This is a genomic window from Pseudomonas baltica, from assembly GCF_031880315.1.
Classification (GTDB): domain Bacteria; phylum Pseudomonadota; class Gammaproteobacteria; order Pseudomonadales; family Pseudomonadaceae; genus Aquipseudomonas.
The window spans coordinates 5712417-5729306 of the sequence record NZ_CP134771.1 but is presented as its reverse complement, the minus strand read 5'-3'; the positions used below and the strand labels follow the sequence as shown (position 1 = coordinate 5729306).

General features: G+C 62.3%; 16 protein-coding genes and 1 pseudogene. 7 read left to right on the top strand and 10 right to left on the bottom strand.

All coding sequences use genetic code 11. From position 1 onward, the window contains the following. Nucleotides 1-359 precede the first annotated feature (359 nt). Both REH34_RS26090 and REH34_RS26085 read left to right on the top strand, forming a co-directional pair. The gene (locus REH34_RS26090; RefSeq protein WP_311969708.1) at nt 360-1688 is read left to right on the top strand and encodes a DUF3100 domain-containing protein; all 1329 of its coding nucleotides are present in this window, start codon (nt 360-362) and stop codon (nt 1686-1688) included. A gap of 171 nt (nt 1689-1859) precedes the next feature. Beyond that, nucleotides 1860-2756 (top strand): DMT family transporter, encoded by an 897-nt coding sequence (locus REH34_RS26085; protein ID WP_311969707.1) that lies wholly within the window; start codon nt 1860-1862, stop codon nt 2754-2756. Between the two features lie 32 nt (nt 2757-2788). Here REH34_RS26085 and REH34_RS26080 read toward each other — a convergent pair whose 3' ends face one another. Next, nucleotides 2789-3343, bottom strand: a complete 555-nt coding sequence (locus tag REH34_RS26080; protein WP_311969706.1) for a DUF1003 domain-containing protein — start codon at nt 3341-3343, stop codon at nt 2789-2791. Between the two features lie 149 nt (nt 3344-3492). Next, complete coding sequence (locus tag REH34_RS26075; RefSeq protein ID WP_311969705.1) at nt 3493-4488, bottom strand: aldo/keto reductase; 996 nt, start codon at nt 4486-4488, stop codon at nt 3493-3495. A 112-nt stretch (nt 4489-4600) separates the two neighbouring features. On the opposite strand from REH34_RS26075, the gene REH34_RS26070 reads away from it, so the two are divergent. After that, nucleotides 4601-5524, top strand: a complete 924-nt coding sequence (locus REH34_RS26070; RefSeq protein ID WP_311969704.1) for a LysR family transcriptional regulator — start codon at nt 4601-4603, stop codon at nt 5522-5524. A gap of 33 nt (nt 5525-5557) precedes the next feature. Here the strand turns inward: REH34_RS26070 and REH34_RS26065 are convergent, their stop codons facing one another. The 7 genes from REH34_RS26065 to REH34_RS26035 all read right to left on the bottom strand — a co-directional run bounded on the left by REH34_RS26065 (nt 5558) and on the right by REH34_RS26035 (nt 12623). Continuing rightward, on the bottom strand, nt 5558-6535 hold the full coding sequence (locus REH34_RS26065; protein WP_409373181.1) for a nucleoside hydrolase: 978 nt from the start codon (nt 6533-6535) through the stop codon (nt 5558-5560). Between the two features lie 90 nt (nt 6536-6625). Next, complete coding sequence (gene rbsD / locus REH34_RS26060) at nt 6626-7030, bottom strand: D-ribose pyranase (protein ID WP_311969703.1); 405 nt, start codon at nt 7028-7030, stop codon at nt 6626-6628. Then, a complete protein-coding gene (rbsK, locus tag REH34_RS26055; RefSeq protein ID WP_226501982.1) occupies nt 7027-7944 on the bottom strand; it encodes a ribokinase in 918 nt (305 codons plus the stop codon). The genes rbsD and rbsK overlap by 4 nt, the downstream gene beginning before the upstream one ends. 40 nt (nt 7945-7984) lie before the next feature. Then, entirely contained in the window at nt 7985-9004 is a 1020-nt protein-coding gene (locus REH34_RS26050; RefSeq protein ID WP_311969702.1) for a LacI family DNA-binding transcriptional regulator, read from the bottom strand. 1 nt (nt 9005) lies between these two features. Then, on the bottom strand, nt 9006-10016 hold the full coding sequence (locus tag REH34_RS26045; protein ID WP_226501980.1) for an ABC transporter permease: 1011 nt from the start codon (nt 10014-10016) through the stop codon (nt 9006-9008). After that, entirely contained in the window at nt 10013-11566 is a 1554-nt protein-coding gene (locus tag REH34_RS26040) for a sugar ABC transporter ATP-binding protein (RefSeq protein ID WP_311969701.1), read from the bottom strand. The genes REH34_RS26045 and REH34_RS26040 overlap by 4 nt, the downstream gene beginning before the upstream one ends. 100 nt (nt 11567-11666) lie before the next feature. Next, on the bottom strand, nt 11667-12623 hold the full coding sequence (locus REH34_RS26035) for a sugar ABC transporter substrate-binding protein (protein ID WP_311969700.1): 957 nt from the start codon (nt 12621-12623) through the stop codon (nt 11667-11669). A 234-nt stretch (nt 12624-12857) separates the two neighbouring features. Here REH34_RS26035 and REH34_RS26030 point away from each other — a divergent pair, with 234 nt between their 5' ends. From REH34_RS26030 to REH34_RS26020, 3 genes and pseudogenes are all read left to right on the top strand, one after another. Continuing rightward, complete coding sequence (locus REH34_RS26030) at nt 12858-13031, top strand: YhfG family protein (RefSeq protein ID WP_311969699.1); 174 nt, start codon at nt 12858-12860, stop codon at nt 13029-13031. Beyond that, nucleotides 13024-13622, top strand: a pseudogene (locus REH34_RS26025) (putative adenosine monophosphate-protein transferase Fic). Before REH34_RS26030 ends, REH34_RS26025 begins: the two are co-directional and overlap by 8 nt. Nucleotides 13623-14019: 397 nt before the next feature. Continuing rightward, nucleotides 14020-14604: a nucleotidyltransferase family protein gene (locus REH34_RS26020; protein ID WP_409373180.1), complete on the top strand. Its 585-nt coding sequence runs from the start codon at nt 14020-14022 to the stop codon at nt 14602-14604. 343 nt (nt 14605-14947) lie between these two features. Here REH34_RS26020 and REH34_RS26015 read toward each other — a convergent pair whose 3' ends face one another. Beyond that, nucleotides 14948-15127, bottom strand: coding sequence for a CsbD family protein (locus tag REH34_RS26015; protein WP_226501975.1), 180 nt, complete (start codon nt 15125-15127; stop codon nt 14948-14950). 350 nt (nt 15128-15477) lie between these two features. Here REH34_RS26015 and REH34_RS26010 point away from each other — a divergent pair, with 350 nt between their 5' ends. Then, nucleotides 15478-16884, top strand: coding sequence for an NtaA/DmoA family FMN-dependent monooxygenase (locus tag REH34_RS26010; protein ID WP_311969698.1), 1407 nt, complete (start codon nt 15478-15480; stop codon nt 16882-16884). Nucleotides 16885-16890 lie beyond the last annotated feature (6 nt).

Sequence of the window (16890 nt, the reverse complement as noted above, 5' to 3'; positions counted from 1 at the left end):
GCGTTGCCCGGCCTCGACCGATCACGCTGATTTTCGCGCCTTGGATACCGCTTGGGTTGCCCTTCTCAGTGTTCTGTTTTAGGCAACGATAAACATAAATTCCAGTATTGGAGTGCGCTCCAGGGCATGCGCATACTGGCCATGCACCAGATAAAACGCGGCCTCGGGCACTTGTTCAGCGACGATCCACTCATCGCCACGAACACCACCGCTGGCACGCCATAAAAAGATTCAGCCCGCACGCCGGGCTTCCATGTCCGCATGGATTTGCACACTGCCCCGGGCGCCAACACGCCCCCTGATAAACACAACAACTATTGATACGGCCGACAGGTCATTCAGCAGGCTAGGGGATCAACATGCAGCACGCACACGCCGTTACGCTGGATAACAGCCAGGCTGTTTCCGCGACCGTAAAACTGTACATCTGGGCGGCGATCATCCTGATCGTGGCCGAATCCCTTGGCGCGGTCAGCATTCCCCTCGGGCCCGGCAAGGTGGTGTTGCTACCGATGGTCTGGGCTCTGCTGCTGGGCGCCGCCGTGGGTATCGCCAGCAAGCGGCTGCCGGGCACGATCGGTATCGACAAGCGCGCCCAGTTGCGCGCTGCCTCGATCCTGCAACCGGCGCTGCTGATCTTCATCGCCAAACTCGGTCTGGTGGTCGGCGGTTCGTTGCCGGTGGTGTTCGCCTCCGGTTGGGCGTTGGTGTTCCAGGAGTTCGGCCACTTTGTCGGCACGGTGATCCTCGGCCTGCCGGTGGCCTTGCTGCTGGGCATCAAACGCGAAGCGGTCGGCGCGACCTTTTCGGTGGGCCGCGAACCCAGCCTGGCGATCATCGGCGAGCGCTATGGCATGGACTCTCCTGAAGGCCGCGGCGTACTGGCTGAATACCTCACCGGGACGCTGTTCGGCGCGCTGTTCATCGCCATTGTCGCGGGTTTCGTCACCAGCCTGGGGATCTTCCATCCCGCCTCGCTGGCCATGGGCTCGGGCATCGGCTCAGGCAGCATGATGGCTGCCGCTGCCGGGGCCATCGCCGCCCAGCAGACGCCGGAAATGGCCAAGCAGGTGATGACCCTCGCCGCCGCCTCCAACCTGATCACCACCACCTTGGGCACGTACTTCACTTTGTTTATCTCCTTGCCGCTGGCGGTCTGGGGCTACCGCGTGCTCGAGCCGCTGATCGGCCGCACCACCAAGGCCTCGGCGACCACTGACGGCCCGGACGCCAACGACGTCGCCGTTGAAATCAGCGAGCTCGGCTGGGCCGGCAAGGTCAGCGCCTGGCTGGCCGCTGCGGCCCTGGCGTTGATTGCCAACTACGTAGGCTACAAGACGCTGTCGGCCGATGCCTTCGCCGGCATGGGCGTGATGATCTTCGCGGTGTTCGTCGGCGAGCTGCTGTGCACCCTGATCCGCCGCAAGGTGCCAGCGGTGTGCACCGTTTCGATCGTCGCGATGTTCCTGACCTCGCCGCTGTGCCCTTGGGCCGCGCAGATCGCCCGGATGACCAACAGCATCAACATGCTGGCGGTGATCACGCCGATGCTGACCTTCGCTGGCCTGTCGATCGCCAAGGACATCCCGGCCTTTCGCCGCCTGGGCTGGAGGATCGTGCTGGTGTCGTTCCTGGCCAACTTCGGCACTTTTATCGGTGCGGTGATGATCGCTGAATTCTTCCACTGATCCGCGCGGTAAACAGTCGCGTGCTTTGGTGGCTGCGTTTGCCCGCAAAGAGGCCCTCGGCTTCACCACGTCAAGGAAAGTGTACGGCCCACTCTTCCCCTCGCTGTAACGCTCCTGCCCTTGGGTTTTATGGATAAATAGGCACCCGATAAAAACAACCGGCGAGCCCTTATGAACTCCCGCGACAACACCGGCATGGCCCTGGGCCTGCTCGGCGTGATCATCTTCAGCCTGACCCTGCCCATGACCCGCATCGTGGTGCAGGAAGTCGATCCCTTGCTCAACGGCCTCGGCCGCGCGCTGCTGGCAGCCATCCCCGCCGCAGCGTTGCTGCTGTGGCGCCGCGAGCGCTGGCCCAGCCGGCGTCAGTGCAAGGCACTGTGCTTCGTCATCCTGGGGGTCATCCTCGGTTTCCCGGTGCTCTCGGCCTGGGCGATGAAAACCCTGCCCTCCTCCCACGGCGCGCTGGTCAACGGCCTGCAACCGCTGGTGGTGGCGATGTACGCCGCGTGGTTGTCGCACGAACGGCCGTCCAAGGCGTTCTGGGCCTGCGCCGCGCTGGGCAGCGCGCTGGTGCTGGTGTATGCGTTGATTCAGGGCGCCGGCAGCGTCAGCAGCGGCGACCTGTTGATGCTCGCCGCCATCGCCTTGGGTGGCCTGGGCTATGCCGAAGGTGGCCGCCTGGCGCGGGAAATGGGCGGCTGGCAGGTGATCTGCTGGGCGCTGGTGCTGGCCTTCCCGCTGCTGCTGGGCCCCGTGCTGTATCTGGCGGCGCAGCATCACGGACCGATCAGCGCCCCGACCCTGTGGGCGTTTGCCTACGTCACGCTGTTCTCGCAGTTCATCGGCTTTTTTGCCTGGTACGCCGGGCTGTCCATGGGCGGCATCGCCCGTGTCGGGCAGGTACAACTGCTGCAGATCTTCTTCACCATCGCTTTTTCAGCGCTGTGGTTTGGCGAGCATATCGAACCCGTCACCTGGCTGTTCGCGGCGGGGGTAGTGGGCACGGTGATACTCGGGCGGCGCACGGCGGTGAAGGCTGCGCCGGTGCTCAAGGTGCAGCCTTAGGCTCGTGGGCAAGCTGCACTGGCCTCTTCCTCTCAATGCTTAGGCACCACCTGCCCGTGCATTTCCAGAGTAAGGCTTTCGATACGCTCGGCCAGTTGCTGGGTCAGCTCGGTCAACCGAGTGTTCTGCTCCAGCAGCATCAGCAAGCGTTCGGCGTTTTGCTCGGCCAGCACCTGGCGCTGCTCACTGGCCACGGCTAGCGCTTCGCGGTGCTGGGCATCCGCTTCGGACTGCGCCTTGTCGCGCGCCGCCTGACGGGTCTGCGCCAGCAAAATCAGGGGCGCGGCATAGGCTGACTGCAAGCTGAAGGCCAGGTTGAGCAGGATAAAGGGATAGACATCGAAGTGGCTGAAGCCCAGCGCGTTGACCGCCACCCACAGGATCACGATCAGGGTTTGTGCACCGAGGAAGGTCGGCGTGCCGAAGAAGCGCGCGAACGCCTCGGCCTTGAGGGCAAAATTATCGTTGCCAAAGACACTGGCCAGGTGGGCGTGGGGCCGATGAAAGCGCAAGGCATCGTGCCTGGGTTTCGAGCTGCTGGTATCAGGGGCATTCACTGGAGGGGAATCGTCGACGGGCTGGTTCATTGCGAGCTCTATAGACCATGTAATGCCCATCCTTGAGTGGATGCGTGGGCGCGAAGTCCCAGTATGGTCGAGTATGGCTCGCGCGTTGGTGACGATCGCGACAGGAAAGAACCGGGCATCACGCCCGGTTTTTCCGGCTATATGCCTGATCAGCCGTTGAGAAACTTCATCACGTCGCTGCTGTAGCGCTCGCCAGCCACTGCACCTTCACCTGCGAAAATGGCATCCAGCTGCTGGCGTTCAGCACCGCTCAAGCTCACCGAGGCCGCCGCGACGTTGCTCTCCAGGTACTTGCGCTGCTTGGTGCCGGGGATCGGGATGATGGTATCGCCTTGGGCCAGTACCCAGGCCAGCGCCAACTGCGACGCGCTGATCCCTTTGGCAGTCGCCAGGGCCTGGACTCGCTCGACCAGCGCCAGGTTACGGTCAAAGTTATCGCCCTGAAAACGCGGATTGAAGCGCCGGTAATCATCGGCGGCGAAATCCTCGAACGTGCGCAGCTCGCCGGTCAGAAACCCCCGGCCCAGCGGGCTGTAGGCAACAAAAGCGATGCCCAGCCGCTGGCAGGTGGCGAGCACGTCGTTATGTTCAGGATCGCGGGACCATAGTGAATATTCGCTCTGCACTGCCGCCAGCGGATGCACCTTGTGCGCGCGCTCGATGGTCGCCGCGCTGGCTTCGGAAATACCGATATGGCGGACCTTGCCGGCTTTGACCAACTCGGCCATGGCGCCAATGGTCTCTTCGATCGGCACCTGGGGGTCGATACGGTGCTGGTAATAGAGGTCCAGGTAGTCGGTGTCCAGGCGCTTGAGGCTGCCGTCGATGGAGGCGCGCACATAGTCGGGACGGCCATTGACGCCGCGGGCGTGGGGGTCGTCGCTGCGCACGATGCCGAATTTGCTGGCCAGGATAATCCCCTCGCGCTTGCCTTGCAGCGCGCGGCCAAGCAACTCTTCGTTACGGTGCGGGCCGTAGCAGTCGGCAGTGTCGAGGAAGGTGACGCCTAGCTCCAGCGCGCGATGCAGCGTGGCAATGGATTCCTGTTCGTTGGCGCCGGTGGTATAGAAGTCCGACATGCCCATGCAGCCCAGGCCGATGGCAGAAACGTGCGGGCCATTACGGCCGAGTCGACGAGTGATCACGTGTGAGTTCCTTGACGGTTGAAGACTCAGCCAGTGTCGGCCCTATGCTTTTCTGGATAAACCCTGATTTTTTGGTTTAACTATTCGTCTGATCTAAACAATCGAGGCGAAGATGGATCGTTTACAAGCCATGCAGGTATTCACCCGCATCGTCGAACTGGGCGGCTTCGGCAAGGCGGCCGACGCCCTCGGGCTGCCACGCGCCAGTGTCACCCTGGCGATCCAGCAGCTTGAGGCGCACCTCGGCGTGCAGCTGTTGCAGCGCACCACCCGGCAAGTGCGCCCGACCCTTGATGGCGACGCTTATTACCACCGCTGCCAGTTGCTGCTCGACGACCTCGATGACCTCGAAAGCTCACTCTCGGCCCAGCGCGGTAAACCTCGGGGGACCCTGCGGGTCGACATGCCGGCGGCCTTCGGGTGTATCTGGATCGTGCCGCGGCTGGCGGACTTCTATCGTCGCTACCCCGATCTGCAACTGGATATCGGCTTTCATGATCGTCAGGTGCACTTGCAGCGCGAAGGGGTCGATTGCGCCATTCGCGCCGGCACGATCAGCGACCTGTCACTGGTGGCACGCCCGCTGGTGCGCATCCCGCAGCTCACCTGTGCCAGCGCCGAATACCTGGCGACCTGGGGCACGCCCCGGCGGCTGGAAGATCTGGCGGAGCACCGGGCGATCAATTTTCCGGCGAGCAGCGGGCGGTTCTTTCCGTTCGAGCTGGAGGTGGCCGGGGAAATACGCGAGATACCGATGCCGGCGGTGCTCACCGTCAACAGTGCGGACGCCTATATCGGCGCCTGCGAGGCGGGGTTCGGGTTGATTCAGGCGCCGCGTTATCACCTGACCCGGCAATTGGCGGCGGGCAGCCTGGTGCAGGTGCTGGAGCAATACCCGGTGCCTGCGTGGCCGATTTCGGCGGTGTATCCGCCGCACCGGCAATTGTCACCGCGGGTGCGGGTGTTCGTCGATTGGGTGATGGAGCAGTTGCATGGGGTGGCGGATGTCAGTCCGCAACTGATGGTGCGCCTCTGACAACACCCCCCTCGCTACAGGGTCTGAGCAGATCTAGTCGAGGCGCGCCAACCGCTCGGTCAACAAATCAAAGAATCCCTGCGCATCGCCGTCATCGATCCAGAACACATTGCTGTCCTGCTTCAACTTTCCATACCAATCGGCGACGGTCTGCCCCAGGCCGACGCCTTCGCGGTTATCGATCGCCACATGGATCGCCTTGCCGCTGAACAGTTCGGGCTTGAGCAGCCAGGCAATCACGCTGGCGTCGTGTATCGGGCCGCCCGGCAGGCCGTAATGGAGCATGTCGGCCTTGACGTAAGCATTCAGAATCGCCCCCACCAACGTCCCGGCGTGATTGTTCAGGGCCTCGATCTGCCGCAGCCGTGCCTCGCTGGTGAGGATCTTGTGGGTCACGTCCAGCGGCACGTAGGTCAGCTTGACGCCGCTGGCGAGCACCACTTTGGCGGCGTCAGGGTCGACGTAGACATTGAACTCCGCCACCGGGGTGATATTGCCGCCATTGAAGTGCGCCCCGGCCATCACCACCACTTCCTTGATGCCCTGGACGATGTCCGGCTGCTGGATCAGCGCCAGTGCCAGGTTGGTCTGCGGCCCGAGCATGGCAATGGTGATGCTGTGCGGCTCGGCCTTGCTCAGGGTCTCGATCAGGTACTGCACCGCGCTACCGTCCGCAAGCCCTTTGCCGGGTTCATGTACCGCAACACCCGGCAGCCCTTCGTTGCCATGGATGTGCTCGGCATAGATCGGCGGGCGCACCAGCGGCTTGCCGGCACCGGCGTACACCGGCACCTCTTCGCGTCCTGCCCACTCGCGGGCCAGGCAGGCATTGCGCGAGGTCTTGTCGATGCGCACATTGCCGGCCACCGTGGTGATCGCCAGCAGGTTCAATTGCTCGGGCGACGCCATGGCCAGCAGCAAGGCCACGACGTCATCGGCGCCCGGGTCGGTGTCGATGATCAGGTTGCGTTTTTCGGCTGCCTGAGCGGCAGTGGCGGCGAGAAGGGTCAAGGCCGATAAGCTCCAGAGCGGTCGGGAAAGAGCGACAGGTTTGCACAGGCAATGGCCTATTCCAAGAATTACCTGCCGCCTGCGGTCGTGTCAGAACACCACACCTGCCACCAGGGCGATATTGCTGTAGGGCTGGCATTCGCCGGTCCGCACGATGGCTTTGGCGCTGCGGCTGAGCACTTTCAGCTCATCGTGGCTGAGCTGCCGCCGCGCCCCCAAAGCACCGCTGGCGTGCAGCGCTTCAAGGGCCGCAAGCGCCGGGGGCTGCTTGGCGAACATCTCATCGGCCAGCACGTGGCCTTCGACCTGCATTTCCGTGAGCACCGTCTCCAGCACCGTGGTGAAATCCGGCACGCCACGGGTCAGCGCCAGGTCGATCAGCTCCACGCCAGGCGGCACCGGCATGCCGGCATCGACGATCATCAGCACGTCGCCGTGGCCCAAGGAGGCCACTAGCCGGGACAGCGCGATGTTGAGCAGAGGGGTCTTTTTCATGGTGCAAATCCTTGGACGTCAACAAGTGTCGGAATGGACGGCTGCGCCCCGGCCCGGGTGACCGACAGCGCAGCGGCGATCTGCCCGAAGACGATGGCCTGCCCCTCGGTCTTGCCCTCGGCCAATGCGGCGGCAAAGCCACCGACGAAGGTATCCCCCGCCGCCGTGGTATCGACCGCCTGCACCGCTGGCGCCGGGAAATGCTGGGACTGCGCGTGGGTGGCGAACAGCGAGCCTTGCGAACCCAGGGTGACGATCACCTTGCCGGCGCCGGCCTTGATCAATGCACTGGCGGCGATATCGGCGCTGGTCACCGAATCCACCGCCAGCCCGCTGAGCACGCTGGCTTCACTCTCGTTGGGGATCAGATAGTCGATCAACGGGTACCAGTCAGCCGACAGCGGCGCAGTGGCCGGCGCCGGATTGAGGATGACGATCTTGCCCAACGCGCGTGCGCGCTTGAGCACGTGGCCGACGCTGGCCAAGGGTACTTCCAGCTGGCAGATGATCACTTCGGCGTGGTTGAGCAGCGCCTCGAAACTGTCGATCAGCGTGGTCGTCAACTGGCCGTTGGCACCCGCCACGATCACGATCGCGTTCTGGCTGTGGTCATCCACCAGGATGGTCGCCACGCCGCTGGGCTGGTCGTCGATCACCGTCACCCCTGAGCAGTCGATGCCTTCGGCCAGCAAGCCGTCGCGCAACTGCTGGCCGTAGGCATCGGCGCCGACGCAACCGATCATCGCCACGCGGGCCCCCAGGCGCGCAGCCGCCACCGCCTGGTTGGCGCCCTTGCCGCCCGGCACGGTCACGAACGACTGCCCGGCCAGCGTCTCGCCCGGGCGCGGCAGACGCGGCAGACGGGTGACCAGGTCCATATTGAGGCTGCCTACTATCACTACCTTTGCTTGCATGAGGTTTACTCTTCTAGCCGCCGTGCACTTCAAAAAAGGATCAGCGAAATTGATCAAAAGCGCGGCTCGGCGCCGCCGTGGATTCGCGTAGCACCATACTCGGAGCCACCACCCATTGCTCGACCGGCGTGCCCGGTGCAGCGATACGCCGCAGCAGCACCTGCGCCGCCCGCTCGCCGAGTTGCAGAATCGACTGGCCGACCGTGGTCAGCGCCGGGTATACGTAACGGCTCATCTGAATATCATCGAAACCGATGACCGACAACTCGCCGGGCACGCGAATATTGCGCTCGGCCGCCGCCCGCAGCACGCCGAAACCGACCATGTCGTTGGCGGCGAAAATCGCGCTCGGCCGTCCCTCGTCGAGCAATTGCACCGCCGCCGCATAGCCGCTGGGGCTGGTGAAATCGCTCTCCTTGATCCACCGCGTCGGCACCTCGATATTGGCCGCCGCCATGGCCCGTCGATAACCGGCCAGGCGCATGCGGGCCACGCTGGTCGCAGTGGGCCCGCAGATACAGGCGATGTGCCGATGGCCGAGTTCGAGCAAGTGCTCGGTCGCCAGGTAAGCGCCCAGTTCGTGGTCGATGCGGATCAAGTCAGCCGGCAGATTTTCCAGATCGCGGTCGACGATCACCATCGGCGTGCGTACTGCGGCGAGGCCCTGCACCAGGCCGTTGTCGCCGCCTACCGACGACACGATCAGGCCGTCGACGCGTTTCTCCTGCAACACCCGCAGATAGTTGCGCTGTTTGTCCGGATCGTCGTCCGAATTGCACAGAATCACGCAAAAGCCGTTGCGCTCGCAGTAGTCCTCGATGCCCCGCGCCAGCTCGGCGAAATACGGGTTGATACCGTTAGGGATCAACAAACCGATGGTCGAGGTGGCCTGGGCCTTGAGCGAGCGCGCCACGGCGCTGGGCACGTAGCCGAGCTGCACGATGGCGGCCTCGACCTTGAGCCGCACCTCATCGCTTACTGGTCGCGAGCTGTTCACCACATGGGACACTGTGGTGTAGGAAATCCCTGCCAGTGCCGCCACGTCCTTGATGGTCGCCATATCAGCCGCGCCGCTTGGCGCGGTTGCTGCGATAGGTATCGAGTACCACCGCCACCACGATCACCAGGCCAGTGATGATGCGTTTGGTCGGCTCGGTGGCGCCGATCTGCGCCAGCCCCGCCGCCAGCACCGAGATGATCAGCACGCCGAAGAAGGTGCTGATTACCGAGCCACGGCCGCCCATCAAGCTGGTGCCGCCGATCACCACCGCGGCGATGACCTGCAACTCCAGACCCGAACCGGCATTCGGATCGGCCGCTTCCAGCCGCGAGATCTGGAACAACGCCGCTACGCCCGCCAGCAGGCCCATCAGCGAGAACACCAGGATCTTGTAGGGCTTGGGGTTGATGCCGGCCAGGCGCACGGCCTCTTCGTTGGTGCCGATGCCGATCAGGTAGCGGCCGAACACGGTGCGCGTGAGCACAGCCTGAGCGACGAAGATCACCACCAGTGCGATCACGAACGACGGCGAGATGCCGAAGGCAAACGGGTTGGATAGCCAGGCGTATGAGTCACCGATGTAGGCAGTGCGCGAGTCGGTCAATTGATAGGCCACGCCACGGGCCATTTCCAGCACACCCAGGGAGACGATGAACGACGGTATGCGCCAGGCCACGGTGATCGACCCGGTGATGGTCCCGGCTACTGTCGCGCAAGCGATGCCCAGCAGTGCCGCCGGCAGCACGCCCCAGCCCCACCCGAGCATCGCCACGCTGACCGCCGACGCCGCCAGCGCCAGCACCGAGCCCACCGACAGATCGATGCCGCCGATGATCAAGATGAACGTCATGCCCACTGCCAGCACCATCAAGTCGGGGATCTGGTTGGCCAGGGTGCTGAAGGTCTCGTACGAGAGAAAATGATCGCTGAGCAGCGAGAACAGCACGATCATCGCCAGCAAGGCACCGGCCAGCCCGAGGTAGGTGCCGAGGCCGAAATAATTGCCGCTGCGCTTGCCGGGGGATGGCAGCGTGGCAGGGGTTGCTACGCCTTTGGAGAGAGAGGTTTTCATGCGTCGATCCTGGGCGCCGCGTCGGACAGCAGCGCATCACGTTTCTGGTAGCCGGCAAACGCGGCGGCGAGCAATTGATCCTGGGTCCAGCTGTCACGCTCGAAGGTGTCGATCAGGCGCCCGGCCGAGAGCACGCCGATGCGGTCACAGATCAGCATCAGCTCGCGCAGGTCGCTGGACACCACCACCAGCGCGCGGCCCTGGCGCGTCAGCTCGCCCAGCAAGGTGTAGATGTCGAACTTGGCGCCCACGTCGATGCCACGGGTCGGCTCGTCGAACAGCATCACCGGGCAATCGCGCTCCAACCAACGGCCGATCACCACTTTCTGCTGGTTGCCACCGGACAGCTCCGAGACCAGCTGCGTGGGGCTCGAACTGCGGATGCGCATGGCGTCCACCTGACGCTGGGCCAGGCTCATCTCGGCGCGGCCATCGACCACGCCGCTGCGGGAGATCGCCGCCATGTTGCCCAAGGCGATATTGGCGCTGATGGATTGCGACAACAGCAAGCCCTCACCCTTGCGATCCTCGGTGATCAGGGCGATGCCATGGCCGACGGCGTCGACCGGCGAGCGCACGCTGACGACGTGCAACGGGCTGCCGACGGCGATGCTGCCGCTGTCGGCGATGTCGGCGCCGTAGATAAGCCGCAGCAACTCGGTACGCCCGGCCCCGATCAGGCCGCTGATGCCGAAAATCTCGCCGGCGCGCACCTCGAAGGACACATCGCGAACCTTGTCCGCGCGGCTCAGCCCCTTCACCGCCAGCGCCACGTCGCCGATCTGCCGCGGGCCCAGGTCGATCTGTTCGCCCAGCTCGCGACCGACCATCAGGGTCACCAGTTGCTCGCTGTTGTAGTGGGCCATGGCATCGACGCACACCAGCTTGCCGTCGCGCAGCACGGCGATGCGCTGCGCGACCCGGGCCAGTTCCTCGAGGCGATGGGAGATGTACACGATCGACACGCCGCGCGCCTGCAGGCGGGTGATCTGCTCGAAGAGCATCTCCACTTCGCGGGCGGTCAACATGGCGGTAGGCTCGTCGAGGATCAACACGTGGCAGTCGCCGATCAGGTTGCGGGCGATCTCGACCATCTGCTGATGGCCGATACCCAGCTCGCTGATCAGCGTGTCGGGGTCGATGGCTTCCAGGCCGACCTGGGCCATGGCCTTGATCGCCTCGCTGCGCAGGCGCTTGCGATCGATCCAGCCAGCACGGCTGGGCAGGTTGTCGAGGAACAGGTTCTCGGCCACCGACAAGGTCGGCAGCAAGTTGAGTTCTTGCATGACCATGCGCACGCCGAGCTTTTCGGCCTGCGCGCGGCTGGCGGGTTGGTAGGGTTGCCCCTGGAATTCCATGGCGCCGGTGGTGGCCGTGACCAGGCCGCCGATGATCTTCGACAAGGTGCTTTTGCCCGCGCCGTTTTCGCCGGTCAGGGCCAGGACTTCGCCGCGCATGAGCGTCAGGTCGATGTCACCGAGCACCGGTTGGGCATAGGTCTTGCCGATGCCGCGCACGGACAGCACGGCGGCTTGAGCGGATACAGACATGAGGCTCCCCACGCGCCGGCTTGAATGGCAAGGCCGGCGCAGTTGGTGTTTGAGGTTCAGGGGTTTGTGTTGGCTGGGCCGGCCTCTAAACCCGACAGGCTTACGGCTTGGTCACCAACTCGACTGGCGTCTCGATCACCCCGTCCTTGATATCCAGCTTCTCGCCCTTGACCATCTTCAGCGCCGTATCAATCCCGAACACCGCCTGCTTGGCCGCAAACTGGTCCGCCGTCGCCAGCACGCGACCGTCCTTGAGCATCGGTTTGATGGCATTGATGTTGTCATAGCCCACCACCTGTACTTTCCCGACCTTGCCCGCCGCCCGCACTGCCGATACCGCGCCCAGCGCCATGCTGTCGTTACCGGCCAGCAGCGCTTTGAGGTTCGGGTATTCGTTGAGCATGGCCGCGGCCTCCGCGTTGCCCTTGTCGATTTCCCAGTTACCCGATTGCGTCGAGACGATCTTCATCTGCGCGCCATCCATCGCGTCCTTGAAACCCGCGGTGCGCTGCTGCGCGTTGGTGGTGGTCGGTACCCCTTCGATGATCCCTACTTGATCGCCCGCGCTCAGCTGCTTGGCCAGGTAATCGCCCACCAGCTTGGCGCCCTTGCGGTTATTGGGGCCTACGAACGGCACCTCCATGCCCTTGCTCTTGAGCACATCGACATCGAGCTGGTTGTCGATATTGACCACCTTGATGCCGGCATCCATGGCCTTCTTCAGCACGGCGGCCAAGGCCTTGGAATCGGCCGGCGCGATCACCAGCGCGTCGACCTTCTTGACGATCATCTGGTTGACGATATCGATCTGCGCGGCGGTGTCGGATTCGTTCTTGATGCCGTTGGAGATCAGGTCGAAGTCAGCGGAATGTTCTTTCTGATAGACCTTGGCGCCGTCTTCCATGGTCAGGAAGAACTCGTTGGCCAAGGACTTCATCACCAGCGCCACGGTGGGCTTGTGGGCGTCGGCGGCTTGGGCGGATGAGAGGGGTAATACGAAAGCCGTGGCGGTGAGCATGGCGACGGCGAGCAGGCGTGCAGCAAAGGGCAGCTTCATGGGGTGACTCCGGCGATATGATTATTTTTATTAGGCAAAGTCAGCGCCTGGGGGAAGGCGCAAACGTTTGCGTGAGGGAAATATGAGCAGGATTAGCGGATTTGTCAAACGGGAGATGGACGAATGGTGTGCGGGATGGGGCTAGCGTTCGCAGGCCTTTACGCAGTTGGGCGAGCTGGGCTGATCCAGCGGTTCAGCTATAATCACGCACTGAACGCCAGCGAGGTCCTGCTAATGTCCATCACACTTGAAACCAAGAAAGCCTATGCGGCCAAGACCCGCAAATCCAACTATGCGGCGAGCCTGCGCCTTGAAGGCTACAAGATGAACCCGGCAGACGGTGATCGCGACCTTCCTACCCATGAAGAAATTCTGAAAGCTTTCACCAAGATCGAGCGTAATGTCTGATAAGTACGGGGTCGGCCAAGACCCCTACTGTTATCCTGGCTCAGATGTCCTGCGTAACAAGCTCGATATACGTGATGATCCGACCCTTAGCGAGGCTGAATATCAGCTCTCTGCCGTTGCAGCCGAACATCTGGATTTCAGCCTCCGCCTTATGATTTGACCTATCTCCAAAATATTCATCGTGCCCTGTTTTCGGATCTGTACGACTGGGCTGGATCTTTGAGAACGGTGGGCATATCCAAGCAAACGACACGCTTTTGCCAACCGCAGTACATGGCAAAAGAGTCGGCCAAGATTTTTCAGATTATGGCAACAGCCAATTGGTTCGAGGGAATGGATCGCCGATGGCTAATTGTTGCACTCGCCGAAACATACTCCGATCTTAATGTCGTCCACCCCTTTCGGGAGGGTAATGGCCGGACGCAGCGTGTCCTGTTTGAACATCTGATCATGAACGCCGGATTTGAAATCAGCTGGTGGGGAGTTGACCCTGATCAATGGAGCCACGCGAACATCGCTGCTTTCAACTATGATCTCGGCCCCATGGAGGACGTTTTCGAGAGATGCATTGGCCGGCCGATTCAAGCTTGAACGCTTCTTGCGAGGCTGTCGAACTCATACATTCCTGCTACAAGGCGACATCACGGCACTATTGTGATGTCGACAGTCGCGTAGGCCGCACACGACGTGGCTAGCCCTGTTGGGACCCGTCAGCTATCAACCCCCTTCCTGCCCCGAAACACTACAAACACAACCACGGTCAACGCCACGATGGTCGCGAAGGCAATACTGCAAAACCCTTTCATGCTGGGGGACATCTGATCTATAAAGGGGAACCACTCAGCCAAAGTTGTCACAACGCCTCCCGGCATCTGCACGTCATAAATTGAGCGCAATCATACGCGATCGCAGCCAGGTCGTGACCTCCCGAACCATGGCGCACGATAGATGGGGGCTCGAAAAAACGCTCGGCAAGGAGCCCATCCGCATGCCCGTCGAACAATTGCTCAGTATCGCCATGACCAATCCCCTCAACGCCGAAATCACCGCCCGCCTGCCCTCTCTGGGCCTCGATCAGTGCATGCTCACCGCAGGCTGTCTGTTCCAGGCGGTGTGGAATCATCAGTCCAACCTGCCTCCCGAGTGGGGCGTGAAAGATTATGACGTTTTCTATTTCGACGAGGATGTGTCCTGGGAGGCCGAGAACGAAGTGATCAATCGAGCCCGGTCGGTGTTTCAAGACTTGGGTGTCGATATCGAATTCAAGAACCAGGCCCGCGTCCATCTCTGGTACGGCCAGCGCTTCGGTCGCCCTTACCCGCCGTTGCAGTCGGCGAAAGACGGCATCGACCGTTACCTCGTGGCCGGGACCTGTATCGGGCTGGATGTTTGCACTCGCGAAGTCTATGCCCCCTACGGCCTCGACGATCTGCAGCAGGGCTTGTTGCGTATCAACCCGGCAAATCCGGAACCGGACCTGTTCATTCAAAAGGCCAGGAGTTATCAGGCGCGCTGGCCTTGGCTGACGATTCTAGATTACGAGAGTCATGCTGATGTTTGCACTGACCGCTAGAGAGGTAGGCCAGCTGCTGCGCGAAGTGGTCTTCGAGCGTCGGATAATGCTCGTTGCACGTAGCCCGGCGGGAGATCAGCCTCAGGCGTGGCGCACTGTCGTGGAAATCGATGGATGGCTCGTCACGTTACACAACGATGGCGGTGAGCTTGATTACTGCGAGGGATGCGTTTGCCCGGACGGTCGGCACTGGACGTTCGACTCTGGGGATCGATATGGGACTGACCCGGTGGCGCTCCTGTCGACATGGGAACACCAAAAACTGAATGATCTTCTAAAAGCAGCACGCAACCCGCATTAAGGCGATGCCCGGGCATCTCGGTTGCCCGGGCCAAACTATCCGTCAGTGTTTTTTCACTGCGTCTTTGACCTTGCCAATGGCCTGCTGAGCTTCACCCTTCTTCTCCTGAATAGTGCCTTTGACTTCAAGTTCGGTGTTACCGGTGGCCTTGCCTACACTTTGCTTGACGTTGCCAATCGCTTCGTTCGCTACGCCTTTGATCTTGTCAGAAGTGCTGCTCATGATTTAACTCCGTTCGGCAGTGATGTCAAAGTTGACGCCTCTGTTGACTGCGAAAGCGCGCAAGGAGTTTCGCTTCCTATCGTAATTTTCATGAAACGATGTGCCGAACATTCCCATGGCGGACGATTTCAGCGTGCCGTGAAGCTCAGCAGCACCCCCGATGCCAAAGAACTATTTGGCAGCATGTTATGCCTTTAAATACGCACGCCACGTAGAGCACCTTGCCTATAATCCGATGCTGCTCATATATACCTGTCGTCTGGCCAGATCACTGGATGCTCCGCAAAGTCCCCGCCTCGGGTCGCGCCATACAGTGCGCCAGTGTGACCTGGCACTTTCTCGAGACTGTTATGACCACAACACCGCGAACGACCAAGACCCTGAAGTTAGGCGCCGTGCTCATTGGCGTGGGCGACTCGTCGGCCAGTGAACTATGGCGCGATGACGCCGTGCCACTGGACGCCAGTGTCAACCTGCAATGGTATGTGCAACAGGCTAAAGAGGCCGAGGCGGCTAGGTTCGACTTTCTGTTCATCGTCGATAGCCAATACATCACGAGCGCCTATCCACACCATCACTTGAACCGTTTCGAGCCGCTGACCCTGTTGTCTGCACTGGCGACCGTCACCCAGCGGATCGGCTTGATCGCGACGGTCAGCACGACCTACGGTGAGCCATTTGAAACCGCGCGGCGCCTGGCCTCGCTCGACCTGATCAGCGATGGCCGGGCCGGCTGGAACATTGTCACCAGCCAGGATGCAGGCACCGCCAGCAACTTCAGCCGCATCGAACACGGCGACTATCAAACCCGCTACCGCCGCGCCGCCGAGGCCGTCGATGTGGTCACCGGCCTGTGGAATTCCTACGAGAGCGGCGCTTTCGCGACAAGCCGGCAGGCGCCGGCATTCCTAGACAAGCACAAACTTCACGCACTGGATCACCAAGGCGAATTCTTCAGCGTCAAGGGCCCACTGAACATCGCTCGCTCGCGACAAGGGCAACCGCCCCTGGTCCAGGCGGGTACTTCACCGGAGGGCCGGGACTTGAGCGCGCGGGTCGCCGACGTTGTGTTCAGCTTCGCCAGAACCCCAGGCGAATCGCTGGAATTGGCAGCGGATGTGCGACGCCGAGCCCGTGAGTATCAGCGCAACGTGGACGAAATTCTGTTCATGCCGGCCCTGAACGTCGTCATTGCCGACACCTTGGAGGAAGCGGCCAGGATCGAAGCGTCGCGCTCTGCGGCCCTTAGCCTGGAGAAAATGCACGAGGCGCTGTCGCGGCAATTCAACGGGCGAGATTTTCGTCACTGCCCGCTGGACGAGCCTTTCCCGGTGATCGATGGCGCCGATGCGTCCTCTTCGGGACTCACTCAATTTCGCGACGAGATCGAACAAGGACGCCAGCGAGGGCAGACCCTTCGGCAAGTGCTGTATTCATTGCAGACGCCGTGGCTGCGGCTGGTGGGCACGCCCGAAAGCATCACCGACGAGATCGAACGCTGGCACGCCAGCGGCGCGGCTGATGGCTTCAACGTGTTCGTGCATCACCCGCAGGACTGGGCGCGCTTTCGCGAGCAGGTGGTACCCCTGCTGAGGCAGCGCGGCCTGGTGGACGATGATTATCAGGGCGTGACGCTGCGCGAGCATCTAGGCATCAGCGTGCCTGATCACAGACACGCTGGCCTGCACCCTGAGGCACCGGTCGAGGCTGCCGGCGCGCCTGCGGTCGAAACTGCCCGCGAAGCACTGCCGGGCTAACGGACG

What these genes read in the sequence shown, in the direction of transcription:
- REH34_RS26090 (WP_311969708.1), top strand. Translation starts at nt 360, where the DNA reads ATGCAGCACGCACACGCCGTTACGCTGGATAACAGCCAGGCTGTTTCC.
- REH34_RS26085 (WP_311969707.1), top strand. Translation starts at nt 1,860, where the DNA reads ATGAACTCCCGCGACAACACCGGCATGGCCCTGGGCCTGCTCGGCGTG.
- REH34_RS26080 (WP_311969706.1), bottom strand. Translation starts at nt 3,343, where the DNA reads ATGAACCAGCCCGTCGACGATTCCCCTCCAGTGAATGCCCCTGATACC.
- REH34_RS26070 (WP_311969704.1), top strand. Translation starts at nt 4,601, where the DNA reads ATGGATCGTTTACAAGCCATGCAGGTATTCACCCGCATCGTCGAACTG.
- rbsD (WP_311969703.1), bottom strand. Translation starts at nt 7,030, where the DNA reads ATGAAAAAGACCCCTCTGCTCAACATCGCGCTGTCCCGGCTAGTGGCC.
- rbsK (WP_226501982.1), bottom strand. Translation starts at nt 7,944, where the DNA reads ATGCAAGCAAAGGTAGTGATAGTAGGCAGCCTCAATATGGACCTGGTC.
- REH34_RS26050 (WP_311969702.1), bottom strand. Translation starts at nt 9,004, where the DNA reads ATGGCGACCATCAAGGACGTGGCGGCACTGGCAGGGATTTCCTACACC.
- REH34_RS26045 (WP_226501980.1), bottom strand. Translation starts at nt 10,016, where the DNA reads ATGAAAACCTCTCTCTCCAAAGGCGTAGCAACCCCTGCCACGCTGCCA.
- REH34_RS26040 (WP_311969701.1), bottom strand. Translation starts at nt 11,566, where the DNA reads ATGTCTGTATCCGCTCAAGCCGCCGTGCTGTCCGTGCGCGGCATCGGC.
- REH34_RS26035 (WP_311969700.1), bottom strand. Translation starts at nt 12,623, where the DNA reads ATGAAGCTGCCCTTTGCTGCACGCCTGCTCGCCGTCGCCATGCTCACC.
- REH34_RS26030 (WP_311969699.1), top strand. Translation starts at nt 12,858, where the DNA reads ATGTCCATCACACTTGAAACCAAGAAAGCCTATGCGGCCAAGACCCGC.
- REH34_RS26020 (WP_409373180.1), top strand. Translation starts at nt 14,020, where the DNA reads ATGCCCGTCGAACAATTGCTCAGTATCGCCATGACCAATCCCCTCAAC.
- REH34_RS26015 (WP_226501975.1), bottom strand. Translation starts at nt 15,127, where the DNA reads ATGAGCAGCACTTCTGACAAGATCAAAGGCGTAGCGAACGAAGCGATT.
- REH34_RS26010 (WP_311969698.1), top strand. Translation starts at nt 15,478, where the DNA reads ATGACCACAACACCGCGAACGACCAAGACCCTGAAGTTAGGCGCCGTG.